15 protein-coding genes are annotated in these 18404 nt (G+C 70.8%); 8 read left to right on the plus strand and 7 right to left on the minus strand.

Annotated features, from left to right (window positions below; all coding sequences use genetic code 11):
• Positions 1 to 115: 115 nt before the first annotated feature.
• Positions 116 to 1162 carry an isopenicillin N synthase family dioxygenase gene (locus tag FFS51_RS10560; RefSeq protein WP_137878318.1) on the plus strand — a complete coding sequence of 349 codons (1047 nt, stop codon included), beginning with the start codon at positions 116 to 118 and terminating at the stop codon, positions 1160 to 1162.
• A gap of 370 nt (positions 1163 to 1532) precedes the next feature.
• Here FFS51_RS10560 and FFS51_RS10565 read toward each other — a convergent pair whose 3' ends face one another.
• From FFS51_RS10565 to FFS51_RS10575, 3 genes are all read right to left on the minus strand, one after another.
• A complete protein-coding gene (locus FFS51_RS10565; protein ID WP_137878319.1) occupies positions 1533 to 2249 on the minus strand; it encodes a glutamine amidotransferase-related protein in 717 nt (238 codons plus the stop codon).
• 44 nt (positions 2250 to 2293) lie between these two features.
• Positions 2294 to 3058 (minus strand): LysR family substrate-binding domain-containing protein, encoded by a 765-nt coding sequence (locus tag FFS51_RS10570; protein WP_137878320.1) that lies wholly within the window; start codon positions 3056 to 3058, stop codon positions 2294 to 2296.
• A gap of 114 nt (positions 3059 to 3172) precedes the next feature.
• Complete coding sequence (locus FFS51_RS10575) at positions 3173 to 3580, minus strand: transferase (RefSeq protein ID WP_045247405.1); 408 nt, start codon at positions 3578 to 3580, stop codon at positions 3173 to 3175.
• Between the two features lie 275 nt (positions 3581 to 3855).
• Between FFS51_RS10575 and gnd the strand changes: the two genes are divergently transcribed.
• Both gnd and FFS51_RS10585 read left to right on the plus strand, forming a co-directional pair.
• Positions 3856 to 4926, plus strand: a complete 1071-nt coding sequence (gene gnd, locus FFS51_RS10580; protein ID WP_245610966.1) for a phosphogluconate dehydrogenase (NAD(+)-dependent, decarboxylating) — start codon at positions 3856 to 3858, stop codon at positions 4924 to 4926.
• The gene (locus tag FFS51_RS10585) at positions 4923 to 5612 is read left to right on the plus strand and encodes a YitT family protein (RefSeq protein ID WP_045247406.1); all 690 of its coding nucleotides are present in this window, start codon (positions 4923 to 4925) and stop codon (positions 5610 to 5612) included. The genes gnd and FFS51_RS10585 overlap by 4 nt, the downstream gene beginning before the upstream one ends.
• Here FFS51_RS10585 and FFS51_RS10590 read toward each other — a convergent pair whose 3' ends face one another.
• On the minus strand, positions 5613 to 6581 hold the full coding sequence (locus tag FFS51_RS10590; protein WP_045247407.1) for a ketose-bisphosphate aldolase: 969 nt from the start codon (positions 6579 to 6581) through the stop codon (positions 5613 to 5615). It abuts the gene before it with no gap.
• A 132-nt stretch (positions 6582 to 6713) separates the two neighbouring features.
• Between FFS51_RS10590 and FFS51_RS10595 the strand changes: the two genes are divergently transcribed.
• The 5 genes from FFS51_RS10595 to FFS51_RS10615 all read left to right on the plus strand — a co-directional run bounded on the left by FFS51_RS10595 (position 6714) and on the right by FFS51_RS10615 (position 12156).
• Positions 6714 to 8099 (plus strand): FGGY family carbohydrate kinase, encoded by a 1386-nt coding sequence (locus FFS51_RS10595; RefSeq protein WP_137878321.1) that lies wholly within the window; start codon positions 6714 to 6716, stop codon positions 8097 to 8099.
• 53 nt (positions 8100 to 8152) lie between these two features.
• The gene (locus FFS51_RS10600; RefSeq protein ID WP_056518760.1) at positions 8153 to 9220 is read left to right on the plus strand and encodes a LacI family DNA-binding transcriptional regulator; all 1068 of its coding nucleotides are present in this window, start codon (positions 8153 to 8155) and stop codon (positions 9218 to 9220) included.
• 133 nt (positions 9221 to 9353) lie between these two features.
• On the plus strand, positions 9354 to 10388 hold the full coding sequence (locus tag FFS51_RS10605) for a substrate-binding domain-containing protein (protein ID WP_048809108.1): 1035 nt from the start codon (positions 9354 to 9356) through the stop codon (positions 10386 to 10388).
• Between the two features lie 26 nt (positions 10389 to 10414).
• Positions 10415 to 11410, plus strand: a complete 996-nt coding sequence (locus FFS51_RS10610; RefSeq protein WP_045247410.1) for an ABC transporter permease — start codon at positions 10415 to 10417, stop codon at positions 11408 to 11410.
• Positions 11407 to 12156 (plus strand): ATP-binding cassette domain-containing protein, encoded by a 750-nt coding sequence (locus tag FFS51_RS10615; protein WP_056208265.1) that lies wholly within the window; start codon positions 11407 to 11409, stop codon positions 12154 to 12156. The genes FFS51_RS10610 and FFS51_RS10615 overlap by 4 nt, the downstream gene beginning before the upstream one ends.
• 8 nt (positions 12157 to 12164) lie before the next feature.
• Here the strand turns inward: FFS51_RS10615 and FFS51_RS10620 are convergent, their stop codons facing one another.
• The 3 genes from FFS51_RS10620 to FFS51_RS10630 form a co-directional block, all read right to left on the minus strand.
• The gene (locus FFS51_RS10620; protein WP_045247412.1) at positions 12165 to 12809 is read right to left on the minus strand and encodes a GntR family transcriptional regulator; all 645 of its coding nucleotides are present in this window, start codon (positions 12807 to 12809) and stop codon (positions 12165 to 12167) included.
• A 133-nt stretch (positions 12810 to 12942) separates the two neighbouring features.
• Positions 12943 to 13722 (minus strand): DNA-formamidopyrimidine glycosylase family protein, encoded by a 780-nt coding sequence (locus tag FFS51_RS10625; protein WP_137878323.1) that lies wholly within the window; start codon positions 13720 to 13722, stop codon positions 12943 to 12945.
• Entirely contained in the window at positions 13715 to 18349 is a 4635-nt protein-coding gene (locus FFS51_RS10630) for an ATP-dependent helicase (protein WP_137878324.1), read from the minus strand. The genes FFS51_RS10625 and FFS51_RS10630 overlap by 8 nt, the downstream gene beginning before the upstream one ends.
• Between the last annotated feature and the right edge of the window lie 55 nt (positions 18350 to 18404).

Below are 18404 nucleotides of genomic sequence, written 5' to 3' on the forward strand. Positions count from 1 at the left end.
AAACGTGCGCTCGGTAGCCTGGCCGCGCTCATGAAAGCGAGCCGCCCACCGGCGGCGGGAAAGCGTGAAGCGACTGCCTGACACCGGCCCGCGGCCACGACCTCACGGAGTTGCCATGACGTTCCATGTCCCCCTCGTCGACATCACGCCCTACGTGACCGGCGGCACCGGCGCCGAGCGCGCCGCGGTCGCCCGCGCGATCGACGACGCCTGCCGCACGGTCGGCTTCATCCAGATCACCGGGCACGGGGTGCCGGCCGCGGTCATCGCGGGGCTCGAGGCATCCATCGACGGATTCTTCGGGCTCGACCTCGATGTGAAGAACACGTACCGCACGCCGCCCGAGATCAACCGCGGCTACAGCCCGCCGAAGTCGGAGTCGTTGAGCCTGTCGCTCGGCGTCGAGCAGGCCAGTCGCATGAACGACTTCTTCGAGGCGTTCAATGTGGGCGCGACCGCGGCGCACTACCCGCACGTCGCGCACCTCGACCCGATCGACTACGCCGACAACGTGTGGCCCGACGTCGCCGGGTTCGAGCCGGCCGTCAGCGCCTACTTCGGCGAGGCGGCGCGCGTCGCCCGCACGCTCACCGACATCTTCGCCGACGCCCTCGGCATCGATCGCGCCTTCTTCGACGCCCGCACCGACCACTCCCTCGACGTGCTGCGGATGAACAACTACGCCCTCCCGCCGGGCACCGACGTCACCCTCGACGGCGACCTCATCGGCATGGGCGAGCACACCGACTACGGCATCGTGACCGTGCTGTGGGCCGACCGGGTGGCGGGCCTGCAGGTGCTCGGATCCGACGGCTCGTGGAACGACGTGCAGCCCGCCGAGGGCGCGCTGCTCGTCAACCTCGGCGACGTGACCGCACGGCTCACCAACGAGCAGTGGATGTCGACGCTGCACCGCGTGAAGCCGCCCGTCATCGACGGCACGATCAGCCTGCGCCGCTCCGCGGCGTTCTTCCACGACGGCAACGTCGACGCGCTCATCGAGACTCTGCCGCAGTGCGTCGACGCGCAGCATCCGGCGATCTACGAACCCGTCACCGTGCAGGAGCACATCCGGGCGAAGCTCGCCGGATCGCGCGCGGGCGTGCGCAACGAGACCGCCGACCGCGAGTCCGCGCGGGTGCTCTCCAGCGACCGGTACTGAGGGGCGGGGTGCGGGCGTCGGTGCGGGGTGCCGTGCCGTAACTCCGGAGATCTGCGGTGTCGGGCGGGTTCGCGGGGCGGCAGCGTGCGGAACTCCGGAGTTGGAGTACGCGCAACGGGGTGCGGCGCCGAGCAGACCGGGCGCGCGGTGCCGGTCGGGGCGGACCGTGCTGTTCGAGCGGGTCGACGCGGGCGGGGCCGGGCGTCGGTGCGGGGCGCCGCGCCGTGCCGGGTCGTGCCGTGCCGTAACTCCGGAAATTCGCATGGTCGGGCGGGTTCGCCGGGTGGCAGTGTGCGGAACTCCGGAGTTGACGCACGGCACGCGAGCGGAATCGCGCGTCCGAGCGCGGGACGCGGCGGTGCGGCGCGGCTCAGAGCGCCGCGAAGGCCTGAACGATCGCCGTCGGCGCCGTGACGGTCGCGGCGCGCACGCCCGCGACCACGGCGGCGTAGTCGTCGGGGTCGAAGTAGCCGAAGTCCCGGTAGACGGCGATGCGCGCGGCGAACGAGTCGGCGGTCAGCTCCGGGTGGAACTGCGTCGTCCACAGCGACCCGACCCGGTAGGCCTGCACGGGGCATCCGTCGCTCGTCGCCAGCGCGACCGCCCCCGTCGGCGTCGTCCCCGACCCCTCCTTGTGCGCGGTGAAGGCGGTGAACGTCGCAGGCAGAGCACCGAAGACCGTGTCGGCGGCGGCATCCGCGCCGACGGTCACCTCGGTCGTGCCGGTGTCCTCGCCGAACGCCCGGTCGATCGTGCCGCCGAGCAGCCGCGTCGCGATGCCGATGCCGTAACAGGTGAGCAGCGCTCGGGTGGCGCCGGATGCCGCGGCCTCCGCGACCGTGGCGAGGTCGGCCTCGACACGGCGCTGGGTGTCGGACTTGCCGGCCTCGGGGTCGCCGACATTGAACGGGCTGCCGCCGCCGATGAACCCGGCGTAACGGTCGAGGGCGCCCTCGGGGAGAGGGGAGCGGGTGAGGTCGTGGCGGGCCAGCGACACGCCGGCGGCGGCGGCGAACGCGGCGAACTCGCCGTCGGCCGCGTTCTGCTCCGGGCGCGCGCCGAGGAAGAGCAGCGGCCGGGAGTCCATCCCGCGAGTCTAGGGCGAGGGACGGGCCGGCCGTCCGGCGGGTCTCAGCGTGACGAGCGCGCGGTGCGCCCGCGCACGATGCCGACGAACGCGTCGATCAGCGGGTGGGCGTCCTCCCGCGGCCAGACGAGGCCGACCGGGGCGAGCGGGCCCCCGTCGAGCTCGCGGAAGGTGATGTCCTTGCGGTGGTGGAGTCGGGCGAGCGACATGGGCACGACGGAGATGCCGACGCCCGCGGCGACCGTCGCGATGGCCTCCTCGGTGCTGGCGGGGGGAGCGAACCGGGGCCGCTCGACGGGCCAGGCCGCGGCGGTCGCGGCGAGGTCGAGCACGTCGTCGGCGGGCACGATCAGCACCTCGCCGGCCAGATCGGATGCCGCCAGCCGCTCGGCGACCGATAGTGAGGCGTCGGCCGTCATCACCACGACCGGCACCTCGTCGTAGACGGCGATCGCGTGCCACCGCTCCCGGTCGACGGGGAGGCGGGCGATCACGGCGTCGACGTCGCCGGCCGCGAGAGCGGTCTGCTGCCGGGCGACGTCGAGCTGCACGAGCTCGAGCGGGGTGTCGGGGTGGCGGTCGCGCCAGCGTTCGATCCAGATGCCGGGCGTCGCACCGGGCACCGCACCGAGGCGGAACGGCGGCGCGGGAGCGGCCGGGGGCTCTGCGGTCGGCGCGGGCCGTCGTGCGGCCGTCTGTCGCGGCGCCTTCTGGGTGGAGCGGCCGCCCTTCGCGCCGGACTTCTTGCCCGCGCCGCGCCCACCGGCGCCCGCGCCCGACGGGCGGCGGTCAGGCGTGCGCGGACTCATCCGTCCAGCATGCCCGATCTCCCGCGCCGAGCGCGCGCCACGGCGGCCGGGTGGGCGAGCGGCGGCCGGTCAGAGAGCGGATACCGCGGCATCCGCCCACGCGTGAATGGCCGGTCAGGCCGCGAGACGCAGCCCGCGACGGTCGGTCGCGACGCGCTCGCCCGCGGCGATGGTCTGGTCGTCGCCGATGAGGGAGCCGCCGGCGACCAGCGCGTTCTCACCGACGTACGTGCGGATGCCGATCTTCGCGCCCGCGCCCACCCGGGCGCCCGCGCCGATGTGCGCGTGAGGGGCGATCTCGGCCTTCGGCCCGATGACGACGTCGTTCTCGATCCACACCCCGCGGCCGACGTGCGCGCCCGCGGCGATCTGCACACCCGGTTCGATGTAGGCGCCCGCCTCGACGACGGCGCTCGCGTGCACCTTGGCGCCGTTCGCGATCAGGCCGCGACCGTTGACGTGCTTGCGATAGCGCAGCGTCTCGCCCCGGTCGTCTTCGATATCGACGTAGTTCTTGCCCACGTTCCCCTCCTGCGGCGGCTCTCCCGCCGAACACTCGGTATCAACCCCGATGCACCCGCATGCATTCCCGTGCACTCCATTCGGAGCGGACGACGCAACGGATGCCTCGTAGGCCGGCTCCGTCGCCGTGTTCCCTCCGATCGTGCCACCGCCCGAACACACCGTCCCGGGGCTTGACAGAACGCGGAGAACCGGGGCTGCCGGGGCCCCCGTCGCGGGGCGGGAATAGACTTCCCGCGGGTCTCGAGCGACGGCGCCCGAGCGCCGCACATCGGATGAGCGCGAAGGGAACGACGATGCAGATCGCCATGGTGGGACTCGGACGGATGGGGGCGAACATCGTTCGTCGCCTGATGCGGGACGGACACGACTGCGTCGTCTACGACGTCAACCCAGACTCCGTCGCCGCCCTCGTCGCCGAAGGCGCGGTCGGGGCATCCGATCTCGCCGACCTGGTCTCGAAGCTCGAGGTGCCGCGCACGGTCTGGTTGATGATCCCGGCGGGTCTCACCGGCTCCCTCGTCGATCAGATCTCCCCCCACCTCGAGGCGGGGGACATCATCATCGACGGCGGCAACTCGAACTACCACGACGACGTCCGGCGGGCCGCAGCGCTCAAGGACAGCGGCATCCACTTCGTCGACATCGGCACGAGTGGCGGCGTCTTCGGGCTCGAACGCGGCTACTGCCTCATGGTCGGCGGACCCGACGAGGCGTTCGCGCACATCGAGCCGGTGCTGCGCACGATCGCGCCCGGCTCGGGCGACGTGGAGCGCACCCCTGGCCGCACCGGGGAGCTCGCCCCCGAGGAGCTCGGCTACCTGCACACCGGCCCCAGTGGCTCGGGACACTTCGTGAAGATGGTGCACAACGGCATCGAATACGGCATCATGGCCGCGCTCGCCGAGGGACTGAACATCCTCAAGAACGCCGACGCGGGAGTGCGCGAGGCCGAGCACTCCGCTGAGGTGGCGCCGCTCGAGGAGCCCGAGTTCTACCAGTTCACCATCGACACCCCGAAGGTCGCGGAGCTCTGGCGCCGCGGCTCGGTGATCTCGTCGTGGCTGCTCGATCTCACCGCCGCCGCCCTCGCCGAGAACCCCACCCTCGACGGGCTCGCCGGCCGTGTCTCCGACTCGGGTGAGGGCCGGTGGACCGTGAAGGCCGCGGTCGATGTGGGTGTGCCCGCGCCGGTGCTCGCCGCATCGCTGTTCGAGCGGTTCGCATCCCGCGGGGAGGACCACTACGCCAACCAGGTGCTCTCTGCGATGCGCCTGCAGTTCGGCGGACACCACGAGCTTCCCGCCGGCGACGTGCTGGAGGCCGGAGGGCGAAAGGCCGAGTGAGCGCGGGGGACGCGGCATCCGCCCCGGACGGCGCATCGACGGGCGTCGAACCGGATCCGACTACGGCGCCCACGCTCGTCTTCGAGAAGAGCGCCACGAGGCATTCACTGCTCGAAGACGTGCTCGGTCTCGTGACGGGCACGTTCCTGGTGTCGTTCGGCCTCTACCTGCTGCAGACGGCCGGCGCAGTGACGGGCGGCACTGCCGGTCTCGCCCTGCTTCTCGGCTACGCGACGTCGTGGCCGTTCCCGCTGCTCTTCGCGGTCGTGAACCTGCCGTTCGCGGTGCTCGCGATCTGGAAGAAGGGCTGGGACTTCACGGTGCGCACGGCCGTCGCGATCGGTCTCGTCTCGGGGTTCGCCCTCGTGCACCATGCGTTCCTGCAGCTCGGCCACATCGATGCCGTCTACGGCACCCTCGGCGGCAACCTCATGGTCGGCGTCGGGGTGCTCATCATCTTCCGCCACCGCGCCAGCCTCGGCGGGATCAACATCATCGCGATCGTGCTGCAGGAGCGCACGGGCTTCCGTGCGGGTTGGACGCAGATGGTCTTCGACGTGCTCATCATCGCCGCCGGACTGCTTGTCGTGTCGTGGGACAAGGTGCTGCTGAGCGCCGCCGGCGCGGTGGTGCTGAACCTGGTGCTGGCCATGAACCACCGGCCGGGGCGCTACATCGGGCGCTGATCAGCGGTGGCGGTATGCCTGTCCGGCCTGCCCGAAGACGTGCATGCGCTCAGCGACGATCTTCTCCATCGCCTGCCGTGCGGCCCGCTGGAACGGGGCCGGGTCGACGGTCAGGCCGTCCTCGGCGAGGGAGCGTCGCGCCGCCGCGGCATAGGCCATGTGCGAGTCCATGCCCTGGTTGATCTTGCGAACCCCGAGCTTCGTCGATCGCGCCTTCTCGTCCTCGGGCACCCCCCACGACTCGGGCAGGCTCCCGCCGTACCGATTGATCTCGTCACGCAGGTCCGCCGGCAGCGACGACGATCCGTGCATCACCAACGCGGTCTCGGGGATGCGCGCCGCAATCGCCGAGATGAGGTCCATGTGCAGTACCGACCCGTCGGGCGGGCTGGTGAACTTGTACGCGCCGTGGGACGTGCCGATCGCGACGGCGAGTGCATCGACGTCGGTCAAGGCGACGAAGCGTTCCGCCTCGTCGGGGTCGGCGAGCACGATCTCCTTGACGGTCGCGCCGCCGTCCTCCGAGCCGCCGATCGTGCCGAGCTCACCCTCCACCGAGACTCCGCGGGCGTGCGCGTACTCGACGACCTTTCGGGTCAGTGCGGCGTTCTCCTCGAAGCTGGCGTGCGTGACGCGGTCGGGAAGAAGGCTGCCGTCGATCATGACGCTCGTGAAGCCGGCTTCGATCGCTCGCGCGCAGTCCTCGAAGGATGCCCCGTGGTCGAGGTGGAGAACGACCGGCACCTCGTCGTAGCGGTGGATGAGTGCGACCAGCGCCTCCCAGAACGCCCCCTCGTCACCGTGGGCGGAGGAACCCGCGATCGTCTGCAGGATCACGGGTGAATCGGTCTCCCGTGCGGCATCCAGCACGGCTTCCGCCTGGACGAGGTCGGTGACGTTGAAGGCGCCGACCCCATACGCGCCGGCTTTGGCGGCATCGAGGGCTTGACGCAGGGTGATGAGTGGCACGAGTGCTCCTTCGCTGAACGACGTTGTTCGCAGCCGGGGGTTGCGATTTTCTGACAACGGTAGACAGAGTAGGGGACCTCTGTTAGCTTGTCCATCGTTAGACAGAACCGGCGTCGAAGGAGACCTGGAATCATGCGCGACGAGTTGCTCCTGGGCATCGACCTGGGTACGTCCTCGATCAAGGCGAATGCCGTCGATCGACACGGACGCTCGCTCGGCATCGGTACCGCTCCGACGCCGTTCGTCGCGAACCGCAGCGGCGTGGAGATGACTCCGACTGCTCTGCTCGACGCCGTTCACGACGCCGTTGCCCACCTCGGTGAGCTGCGACACCGGGTCGCGGGAGTCGGAATCGCCAGCATGGGTGAGACGGGAACCACCATTCGCGCCGACGGCCCGACCGATCTTCCTCTCGTCGCTTGGCACGACCGGCGCGGGGCGTCGGTCGTGAAAACCCTGCTCTCCCGTTTCGGTGCGTCGGAGATCCTGCGGCGAACCGGACGAGAGGCGCGAGACGTCACGAGCATCGCGAAGCTCGGGTGGCTCCAGCAGGCAGGAGCCGTCGTCGAGGGCACGTGGACGGGCGTCGCCGGGGTCGTGCTCTGGCGACTCACGGGCGCCCTCGGGCAGGAGCAGTCGCTCGCTGCGACGAGCGGCGCATACGATCCGATATCCCATCGATACGATCGCGAGATCCTCGCCGCCGTCGGACTCGACCACATCGCGTGGGCGCCGGCACGCCAAGCGGGCACTCTGCTCGGGCGCATCGGCGGGCCCGGGGCGGAGTGGAGTGGGTTGCCCGCGGGTATCCCGGTCACGATCGCCGGACACGACCACCCCGTCGGAGTGGTCGGCGCAGGCGGCGAGAAGAACGAGGTGATCGACTCGCTCGGAACCGGGGAGCCCCTGGTCGTGAGCTGGCAGGCAGTGAAGGATGCACCGCATCCCGTGGCGCCCGCCCTTCCGGGCGATCTCACGCTCACGGCGTGGCCCGGCACATCGCGGCACATGCTGCTGTGGGAGACGCTGCGGCCGGGACTTGCGATGTCGTCCCTCCTCGAGCATGTCGGCGGCACGCGCAACGACATCGAGTTCGCGGCCATCCGCGTGCAGGCTGAGCCGCTCGCCGTCGAGGACCTGCTCTCGATGCAGGCGGGCGACGTGCCCGAGCACGTCCGGCAGGTCGCGCCGGAGGTCGCATGGGCGGCCACCCTCGAGGGGTACGCCGCCGCCGCCGCGCAGGCGGAGGTCGAGATGCGACGCATGGCCGGCGTCACGGGACGCACCCTACTCATCGGCGGGGGACTGCGTTCGCGGCGCTGGGTGGAGGCGAAGATGCACCGGGCGACGGGCAACCTCGCGATGGCATCCGAGCGTGAAGCAGTCTCACGCGGTGCAGCGCTCATCGCCGGCGTCGCCGCAGGCTGGTGGGATGCGGAAGAGTATCCGCCGGCGGATGTCGTCGACATGACCGGGACGACCTTCGTGCCGGGCGCCACAAGCGCCGCACGATCGTGAGAGGCGAGAGGACGAGCTATGACCCGTGGATCATCGCCTTCGTGGTGGCGCGAATGAGTTCCGAACGAGGAGCCTCCGGGCTCCGACCGCCGGCACGGCTCGTCGACATCGCCGAGCATGCGGGGGTCTCCGTCAAGACGGTCTCCCGCGTACTCAACGGCGAGCAGTACGTCACCGAGGCGACGCGTCGCCGGGTCATGGACTCGGTGGCTGCGCTCAGCTACGTGGGCGACGCAGCCGCTGCCGGACTGCGCACCCGCCGCTCGGGCACGGTGGGCCTGATCATCCCCGACGTGCGCAACGGCTATTTCAGTCTGCTGACGCGCGCGATCGAGGAGAGATTGACATCGGCGAGTCCGACCCTGCTCCTCGGCGACTCCGACGAGGAGCAGGCGCAGGAGGAGCGATACCTGCGCACATTCCGCCAACAGCGAGTCGACAGCCTGATCGTCCTTCCGGCCGGAGCGCCCAGCCTCCCCGATGCCGTGCACGAGATTCCGACGGTGATCGTCGATCGTACGGTGCCCGCCGTCGAGGGTCTCGCCGATCATGTGCTCGCGGACGACCACCGCGCCGCCGACCGGTTGGTCGAGCACCTCGTCCGGCATCACGGGATGCGCGATGTCGTGCTCGTCGCCGGGCGTCGATCCGTCTCGTCCGTCGCCGAACGCGAGCGCGGATACCAGTCGGCGATGCGACGTGCCGGCCTTGTCGAACGGGTGTCCGGTGAGCACGTGACCCCCGACGACGCCGCCGCGGGAGCGATCCGCATCTTCCGCGATCTCACGCCTCCGTTCGGGGTGTTCACGACCAACAACCGCATGTTCTGGGGCGTCATCGCCGCGATCTCTCGGCTGGGTCTCCAGATCCCTCGCGATGTGCTGGTCACCACGATCGATTCGATCGGCGAGGCGACCTACACCGGCCTCAAGCCCACGCAAGGGGTCGTCCCCGCTCATGAAGTGGCCGCGCGCACGATGGAGTTGCTCGCTGACCGCTCGGCAGATCCGGCGCGTGCCCCCCGCACGCTCACGGTCGACATTGACATCGAGTTCGGAACGACCTGCGGCTGCGTGCCGCTCACGGCTTCGCCGCTCCTCGCCGGTTCCTCGCCGGGATGAGCCCACGGCCCTGACGCGGGGCCAGGCAGAAGAACGGCTGGCTGCAGCGGTGTATGGGAACCCCAGCTGCAACCAGCCATCGCGTCACCGCGTGACAGGCGGACCAATCCCCACCCTCAAAGGAGAGAAAGAGATGTCCCTTTTCGTACGCAAGCGCAGCGCCGGCCTCGTCGTTGTCGCGACGGCTTCGATTCTAGTGACGGCCCTCGCGGGCTGTTCGTCGTCATCGACTCCGTCATCGACCGGTTCTTCCGGATCCATCAAGATCGCTCTCGTGCTGAAGCCGCTCGACAACACCTACTTCGGTGCGATGGCGCAGGGAGCCCAGGCTGAGGCGACCAAGGACGGCGTCTCGCTGACGGTCGTCGCCGCCGACAACGTCACCGACGACTCGGGTCAGGCGGCGAAGCTGAACGCCCTCGCCACCGAAGGCTACGACTGCTACATCGTCAACCCCACAAGCCAGACCAACCTGCTGACCGGACTCGCTCCGATCTCGGCTGCCGGCACGCCGATCGTCAACCTGGACCTGCCGATCGACACGAGCGCCGCGAAGTCCGCAGGCGTGAACATCACGACCTACGTCGGCACCAACAACGAGACTGCCGGTCAGGCCGGAGGAAAGGCGATGATGAACCTCCTCTCGAAGGGTGACGGCGTCGCGCTCATCGGCGGGCTCGTCGGCGATCCCGGCAGCAACGCCCGCCTCAAGGGGTTCACCGACGCGGTCAACGGCACTCTGACGATCACGCAGACCGTCGCCGCCGATTTCGACAAGGCGAAGGCGAAGAGCGCGGCCGCCACGATCCTGCTCGCCAACCCGAACATCAAGGGCTTCTTCACACCCTCGGGCGACATGGCCCTCGGCATCCAGCAAGCCGTCGAAGAAGCGGGCAAGAAGGGCCAGGTCGCGGTGATCGGAATCGACGGCACCCAAGACCAGCTCAAGGACATCGTGGCCGGCGGTGAGCCGGCGGCGATCGAGCAGTTCCCGTACCTGATGGGCGCCCAGTCCGTGCAGGCCTGCATCGCGGCTCACAGCGGCAAGACCATCCCGACCAGCGTCGAGACGCCCGTGCTCACCGTGACGAAGGACAACGCCCAGGCCGCACTCGACGCCTTCCCGGCGCCGCCGTCGGACTTCGTGGTCCCGAACCCCTTCCAGTAATCCGCAACGATCGGGGATCTTCACCCATGTCCACCCAGACCAGTCCCGTCGACACGACGAATCCGATCACAGCCAGCACGCGCACCCTTCGTCGTCGCCTCGCGAACGAGGATCTGTGGACCCGCGCGACCGCTCCTGTGGCACTCGTCGTGCTCACGGTCACGTTCACCATCGTCAACCCGAAGTTCCTCACCTGGCCGAGCCTGACGAGCATGCTCGCCGACTCCACGATCCCGATCGTGCTGGCTCTGGGAGCGACGTTCGCGGTGACGCTCGCCGGTATCGATCTGTCGCTCGCGTCGACGGTCGCGCTGGGCAGCGTCACGATGGGGCTCGCCTATCAGGCCGGACTGCCGCTATGGCTGTGCTGCCTGGTCGCGATGGCAACGGGACTGTCGGTTGGCGCGCTCAACGGCGTCATCATCGGCTGGGTGAGGATCCCCGACTTCATCGTCACCCTGGGGAGTATGAGCCTCGTGATGGGGCTCAGCCTGATCTTCTCGCAGGGCAAGCCCGTGCAGATCCCCGAACGCGCTCTTACCTTCGTCAGCATCACGTCGGTGGGTGGCATCCGGTTCAATTTCCTCATCGCGCTCGCGATCGGTGTCCTCCTGCACATCGTGCTGTTCCACACTCGGTTCGGCACTCACCTCCTCGCAGTCGGCGACAACCCCGACGCCGCCCGCGCCATGGGACTCAAGGTCGCCCGCGTCAAGCTCGCCGGGTATGTCATCTGCGGTCTGATGGGCGGGGTGGGGGCCGTGCTCCTGACCTCGTACATCGGGTCGAGCCAGCCGGCGACCAATACCGATTACCTGCTCAAGGCGATCGCGGCCGTCGTGCTCGGCGGGGTGAGCCTCTTCGGAGGTCGAGCCACGATCATCGGGCCCATCCTGGGCGCCATCCTCCTGACATTCCTGCAGTCCGGCCTCACGCTCGTCGGCGTGAGCGCCTTCTACTCGCCCCTGGTCATCGGCATCGTCGTGATCGCCGCCGCCATGCTCATGAGAGGTCGAAAGTGAACGACATCAAGGTCGAACTCCGCGACATCCGCAAGACGTTCGGCAGCGTCGAGGCGCTGAAGGGCGCCTCCCTCACAGCTCGTCGCGGCGAGGTCACGGCCATCGTCGGTGACAACGGTGCCGGCAAGTCGACGCTGGTCAAATGCCTGACGGGGCTCATCACGCCCGACAGCGGAACGATCACCATCGATGGGAAGGACGTGCGCTTCTCCTCGCCCAAGCATGCGCGGGCGGCGGGCATCGAGACGGTGTACCAGGATCTCGCGCTGAGCGATCAGCTCAGCATCTGGCAGAACCTCTACATGGACCGCGAGCTCACCGCCGGCATCGGTCCGCTGCGTTTCCTCCGCCGCGGCGAGATGAAGCGCGAGGCGCATCGTCTCGTCGCCGACCTCGCCGTCAACGTGCCGTCGGTGACGAGGCCGGTCAAACGCCTCTCCGGTGGGCAGCGGCAGGCGGTCGCGATCGCACGGGGTGTGATGTGGGCCCGCGGCCTCATCATCCTCGACGAGCCCACGGCGGCGCTCGGGCTGCGGGAGACCGCTCAAGTCGAGGGGCTGATCCGCCGCGTCGTCGATGCCGGTGAGACGGTGCTCGTGGTCTCGCACAACTTCGAGCAGGTGAAGCGCCTCTCGTCCCAGGTGTGGGTAATGCGAGCGGGCAACGTCGTGCAGGGGGTGCGTACCGAGGACGTCTCCGGTGAGGAGCTCGTCGGCCTCGTGACCGGCGCGATCACCGCCGTCTGACGTGTCGGCTACGACGTCGCGAGGATGTGGAGCACGTCGCCGCGGATTCGGCTGAGGTGCTCCTGCATCGCGGCCTCGGCCAGAGCCGAGTCGCCCGTCATGATGCCGCGCAGGATCTCGTCGTGATCGTGGGCGATGTCGATCGGGCTGTGCAGACGGTCGGTGGTGGTGTGGCGACGGTTGATCAGCAGGTCGCGCAGGTCGTCGACGATGCTCGCGAGTCGCGCATTGCCGGTGGCGCTGAGGATCGCGGAGTGGAACTGGGCGTCGTAGCGCTCGAGGTCGGCGGAGCGGCCGGCGGCGGCGACCTCGAGCATGCGGTCGTAGGCGTGCTGGATGCGCTGCTTGGCCTTCGCGTCGGCCTGGGCGGCGAGGCCCGCGGCCGGCACCTCGAGCCACGAGCGGATCTGGAAGATGCGCTCGAGATCGGCCGGGTCGTGCTCGATGACGATGAAGCCGCGGTTCTTCTGGATCTCCACGAGCCCGAGGTTCGCGAGCTGCAGCACTGCCTCGCGCACGGGCGTACGGGAGACGCCGAGCTGGTCGGCGATCGAGCCGACCGAGTGCAGCACGCCGCCCGGCATCGTGCCGTCCTTGATGGCGGCGCGGATCGAGGTGACGACCTGCGATGTGAGTGTTTCCTGTGTGCGCACCTTTGCGAGCGACGGAGACCTCTTCTGGTTCTGGGGTGCTGCTCTGGGAAGGGTGGCTGCGTGGGGGTGGATGTGTGGGGATGGCTCTGTGGGGTGCGGCGCGCGGCCGTGCGGGCCGCGGCATCATGCCGCGTCAGAGGGCCGGCTGGCAGCGCGGGCACCAGAAGACGTTGCGCTGCGCGGTGGGGTCGGCGCCGAGCGTGGTCTCGGCGATCGTCGTCCCGCATCGCCGGCAGGGCTGGCGGGCGCGGCGGTAGACCCACGTGCGCTGCCCCGGCTTGTCGATGCCGGTGAACGTGCGACGGGCGCGGTCGCGGTTGCCGCGGATGAGGCGCGCTCCTGCGTGCGCGAGAGCGAGCGTGTCGACCGCGCTCGCCGGGGTGTGCGGGTCGATGCCCCGCAGGAACAGCAGCTCGTTGACGTATTCGTTGCCGAGACCGGCGAGGTTGCGCTGATCGAGCAGGGCGACGTGGGCCGGCCGCTCGTCGGCGCTGAGGCGTCGGGCGGCTTCCACGGCATCCCAGTCGGGTCCGAGCGTGTCGGGACCGAGGTAGCCGACGAGCTCGTCCTCGTGGTCCGTGGGCACGACGTCGATCATGGCGAGGTCGAACCCGACCGAGAGGGCACGGGTGGTGCCGACGATCGCCCGGGCCTTGAAGGCCGGTGCGCGCCACGCCTCACCGGGACGGTAGACGTGCCACTGGCCCTCCATCTTGAGGTGCGAGTGCACCGACATGTCGCCGATGCGCTGCAGCAGGTGCTTTCCGCGGGGGATCACGCCGTGCACGGTCTCGCCGGTGAGATCGGCGGTCGCGACCTGCGGCACGCGTAGCTCGAACCGGGTGACGACGTCGCCCGCGAGCGCCTCGTGCAGCCGGCGCGCAGTCTGGAAGACGGTGTCGCCCTCAGGCACGTGCGCCCTCGAGCTGGCGCCGCAGCGTGAGCCCGCGCGTCGCCTCGACGAATCCCGCCTCCCGCAGCGCGCGACCGGCGGGCGTGCCGAACACGAACACGCCGTTGACCTGTTCGACGGTCAGAGTGTCGAGGCGCCCGCCGCGCGCCGTCGCGACGAGGGCACGGGATGCCGCGGCGAGCACAGCCTCGTCGTCGGTGAACGCGAGCGCGGTCTTGCCGCCGCGCTCGAGGTAGAGCGCCAGTGCACCGTCGACGAGCACGACGACCGCGCCCGCCTTGCGGCCGGGGCGGTGCGTGATGCCGTCGAGCCCGGGCCAGGCGAGGGCGGCGCCGTAGGGGTTGGCGGGGTCGGTGGCCGCGAGAGCGACCGCCTCGAGCGGCGGCGGATCGGCGAGCGCGGCGTGCTCGCGCAGCCGGTCGATCGTCGACGAGGCGGCGAACTGCGCCGCGCCGAGCTTCTCGATCACGTAGCCGCGGCGGCAGTGCCCCGCCTCCTCGAACCCGGCGAGCACGCGGTAGGCCTGCGCGAAGCCACCGGGAAGTCCCTCGTTCTGCACCGAGCCTCGGGTGACGACGCCGTACCTGTCGAGCAGCAGCGAGGCGGCCGCGGTGGCGCGAACGGTCGGGTCGGTCTCGGGCTCCGGCAGCAGCGACCAGCGTCCGCCGATCGCCGCGGGGCGCGGCGGCGCCGCCGGCCGGGCGATCGGCGTGCCGCGGTACATCCGTGCCCGCGGGGCGCGCCGCGCGACGCGGTGGGCCTGCGAGCCGCCGGCGAGCAGCGCCCGCACCGGCGCGAACGTGTCGTTCGTGATGCGCCCGGCCCAGGCGAGCGCCCACAGCGCCTCGATGACCGATTGCTCGTTCTCGGCGCCCGTCGCCTGCCGCAGCTGTGCCGCGAAGTACGCTCCGCCGTTCGCGAGCGCCTCGAGCACAGCCCGCTCGAGCTCTCCGGGTGTCGCGTCGTCGTCGGGTGCGGCGAGGGTGACGGATGCCGCATCCGCCGGATGCAGCGCGATCCAGCCGTCTCTGCCGGGCAGGGTGCCGTGCCCGGACCACAGCACCTCTCCCGACGCGGTGAGCTCGTCGAGAAGCGCCGGTGTGTAGTCGCGCACGCGCGACGGGAGGATGAGCGACTCCCAGGCGCTCGCCGGGATCGGCACCCCCGCGAGCTGCTCGACGACCTGCAGCACGCCGTCGACGCCCTCGAGGGGACGTGTGACGTGCTGCCAGACCGGCAGGAAGCGTGCGAACGCCTCGGGCGGCACCGGTTCGACGCTGCCCCGGATCGCGGCGAGCGAGCGCATCCGTAGTCGACGCAGCACCTCGCTGTCGCACCACTCCAGGTCGTCGGTCGACCCGGATGCCTCGGGCAGGAAGTATCCGCTCGTGACCCGTCCGACGGCGTCGAGGCGCTGCAGGGCGTGGCGGGCGACGGCGGCGCCGAGGCCCAGCCGCTCGGCGACCGCGGCGACGGTGAACGGACCGTGCGTGCGTGCGTGGCGGGCGACGAGGTCGGCGAGCGGGTCGGTGACCGGTTCGAGGAACGCCGTCGGGATGCCCACCGGCAGCGCCGCGCCGAGCGCGTCGCGCAGGCGCCCGGCGTCTTCGATCGCGGCGAAGCGGGGGTGTCCGGCGATGGTCACCGCGATCGCGCGGCGCGCGTCGACGAGGTCGTGCGCGAGCGCGCTGGCGCGGGCCGGGGTGGCCGCGGCATCCTCGTCGTCATCGGCCTGCAGACGCAGGGCGATCTCGTCGGCGTCGAGAGGGCCGAGCAGGCGCAGCAGGTCGGCGACCCCCTCGAGCCCGCGCACCCGCCGCCCGGGGTCGAGGCGCTGGGCCTCCCGCTCGAACTGCGCGATCACCGCGGGGTCGAGCAGCTCCCGCAGCTCGACCTTGCCGAGCAGTTCGCTCAGCAGCGCCGGGTCGACCGAGAGCGCGGCGGCGCGGCGCTCGGCCAGCGGCGAGTCGCCCTCATACATGAACGCGCCGACGTAGCCGAAGAGCAGGTCGCGGGCGAAGGGCGACGGCTGCGTCGTGGTGGTCTCGACGAGTCGGATGCGCCGGTCGGCGATGCTGCGGGCGATGCGGGTGAGGGCGGGCAGGTCGTAGACGTCCTGCAGCACCTCGCGGAGGGTCTCGAGGATGATCGGGAACGTCGGATGCCGGCGGGCCACCTCGAGCAGCTGCGCCGAGCGCTGCCGCTGCTGCCACAGCGGGCTGCGCCGGTTCGGGTTGGTACGCGGCATCAGCAGGGCGCGCGCGGCGCATTCGCGGAAGCGAGAGGCGAAGAGAGCCGACCCGCCGACCTCGTCGGTGACGATCTGCTCCAGCTCGTCGGCGTCGAAGACGAACAGCTCGGCGCCGGGTGGCTCGCTCGTCGCGTCCGGGATGCGCGCGATGATGCCGTCGTCGCTCGCGACCGCCGAGCCCTCGACGCCGAGGCGCTCCCGGATGCGCGCGTTGACCGCGAGCGCCCACGGCGCGTGCACCTGCATGCCGTAGGGGGAGTGCAGGATGATGCGCCAGTCGCCGACCTCGTCGTGACCGCGCTCGACGGTGAGCTGCCGGTCGGTGGGCACCGAGCCGGTAGCCTCCTTCTGCTCGTCGAGGTAGGCCAGCAGGTTGTCGATCGCGTTCTCGTCGAGCCCCGCCTCGACGAGGCGGGGCACGGCCTTCTCGCGACCCGCGGCCGACACCTCGCGCGAGAAGCGGCCGAGGGCCTCGCCGAGCTCGGCGGGGCGCCCGATGCCGTCGCCGTGCCAGAACGGCACCTTGCCGGGCTGCCCGAACGCGGGCACGACGTTCACGCGGTCATGGGTGATCTCGACGATGCGCCAGCTGGTGGTGCCGAGGGTGAAGACGTCGTTCACCCTCGACTCGTAGACCATCTCCTCGTCGAGCTCGCCCACTCGCGCGTTCTGCGTCTCGCCGGCGACGAACACGCCGAACAGGCCGCGGTCGGGGATCGTGCCGCCGCTCGTCACGGCGATGCGCTGCGCGCCGGGTCGCCCCGTGAGGGTGCCGGCGTCGCGGTCCCACACGACGCGGGGTCGCAGCTCCGCGAACTCGTCTGACGGATAGCGCCCGGCGAGCAGGTCGAGGGTGGCCTCGTAGGCCGAGCGTGGGAGCGACCGGAACGGGGCGCTGCGCCGCACGGTCTCGAACCAGGCCTCGACGTCGATCGCCCCGCGGGCGGCGGCGGCCACCGTCTGCTGGGCGAGGATGTCGAGCGGGTTCTGCGGGATGCGCACCTCTTCGATCTGTCCGTGCAGCATGCGCTCGGTGACGACCGCCGTGTGCAGCACGTCGCCGCGGTGCTTCGGGAAGAGGGCGGCCGTCGACACCTCGCCGACCTGGTGGCCGGCGCGGCCCACGCGCTGCAGACCCGACGCCGCCGACGGCGGCGCCTCGACCTGGATCACGAGGTCGACCGCGCCCATGTCGATGCCGAGCTCGAGGCTCGAGGTCGCGACCACGCATCGCAGCGCGCCCGACTTCAGCTCGTCTTCGACCTGCGCGCGCTGCTCCTTCGAGACCGAGCCGTGGTGCGCTTTCGCGAGCACGGGGTCGGCCCCGGCGGTCGCGCCGGCCTGCGCCATCACGGCGGCCGGCGGCGCCGAGGCGGTCGGCAGGTCGAGCCCCAGGCGCTCCGCGTAGATCTCGTTCAGCCGCCCGGTGAGTCGTTCGGCGAGGCGTCGCGAGTTGGCGAAGACGATCGTCGACCGGCGCTCGAGCACCCGGTCGACGATCGCCTCCTCGACGTGCGGCCACACCGATCCGGTGATCTCGGTGTTCGACGTGCCCTCGGCGAACCAGTCGTCGGATGCCGCCTCCTCACGCCCGCCCGCAGCGGGCGGTTCACCCGGGGGCGGTGGGGGATGCAGCATGTCGTCGACGGGCACGACGACGGACAGGTCGAAGGTCTTCGAGGCGCGGGGCGCGACGATGTCGACCGGTGCGGCACCGCCGAGGAAGCCGGCGACCGCGTCGATCGGGCGCACCGTGGCCGACAGGCCGATGCGCTGGGCGGGACGGTCGAGCAGGTCGTCGAGCCGTTCCAGGCTCACGGCCAGGTGCGCCCCGCGCTTCGTGGCCGCGACCGCGTGCACCTCGTCGACGATGACCGTGTGCACCCCTCGCAGGGTGTCGCCCGCCTGCGACGTGAGCATCAGGTAGAGCGACTCGGGGGTCGTGATGAGGATGTCGGGCGGCGTCTGCACGAGTCTGCGCCGGTCGCCCGAGGTCGTGTCGCCCGACCGCACGCCCACGGTCACCGCGGGCACATCGAGCCCGAGGCGTCGTGCCGACTGGCCGATGCCGACGAGCGGTGAGCGCAGGTTCCGTTCGACGTCGACGCCGAGTGCCTTCAGGGGTGAGATGTAGAGGATGCGGGTGGAGGGGGCATCCGTCGCCGGAGCAGTCGCCGACTTCTCGCGGAAGACCCGATCGATCGCCCAGAGGAACGCCGACAGCGTCTTGCCCGAGCCGGTCGGCGCGACCACCAGTGCGTTCCGGCCTCCCGAGATCGCCTCCCACGCGCCCACCTGGGCGGTGGTGGGGGCCGCGAAGGCGCCACGGAACCAGTCCTGCGTGGCAGGCGAGAACCGATCGAGCACCTCGCTCATCCCTCTATCTTCCCGCCGGGCGCCGACATCGACGCCCGGTTGCGCTGCGGCCCGT

It is taken from the genome of Microbacterium sp. 4NA327F11 (assembly GCF_005503465.1).
In the GTDB taxonomy this organism is placed as follows: Bacteria; Actinomycetota; Actinomycetes; order Actinomycetales; family Microbacteriaceae; genus Microbacterium; species Microbacterium ginsengisoli.

Bases quoted from the DNA above. Each gene is read 5' to 3' on its own strand.
- FFS51_RS10560 (WP_137878318.1), top strand. From the start codon at position 116: ATGACGTTCCATGTCCCCCTCGTCGACATCACGCCCTACGTGACCGGC.
- FFS51_RS10565 (WP_137878319.1), bottom strand. From the start codon at position 2,249: ATGGACTCCCGGCCGCTGCTCTTCCTCGGCGCGCGCCCGGAGCAGAAC.
- FFS51_RS10570 (WP_137878320.1), bottom strand. From the start codon at position 3,058: ATGAGTCCGCGCACGCCTGACCGCCGCCCGTCGGGCGCGGGCGCCGGT.
- gnd (WP_245610966.1), top strand. From the start codon at position 3,856: ATGAGCGCGAAGGGAACGACGATGCAGATCGCCATGGTGGGACTCGGA.
- FFS51_RS10595 (WP_137878321.1), top strand. From the start codon at position 6,714: ATGCGCGACGAGTTGCTCCTGGGCATCGACCTGGGTACGTCCTCGATC.
- FFS51_RS10600 (WP_056518760.1), top strand. From the start codon at position 8,153: ATGAGTTCCGAACGAGGAGCCTCCGGGCTCCGACCGCCGGCACGGCTC.
- FFS51_RS10605 (WP_048809108.1), top strand. From the start codon at position 9,354: ATGTCCCTTTTCGTACGCAAGCGCAGCGCCGGCCTCGTCGTTGTCGCG.
- FFS51_RS10610 (WP_045247410.1), top strand. From the start codon at position 10,415: ATGTCCACCCAGACCAGTCCCGTCGACACGACGAATCCGATCACAGCC.
- FFS51_RS10630 (WP_137878324.1), bottom strand. From the start codon at position 18,349: ATGAGCGAGGTGCTCGATCGGTTCTCGCCTGCCACGCAGGACTGGTTC.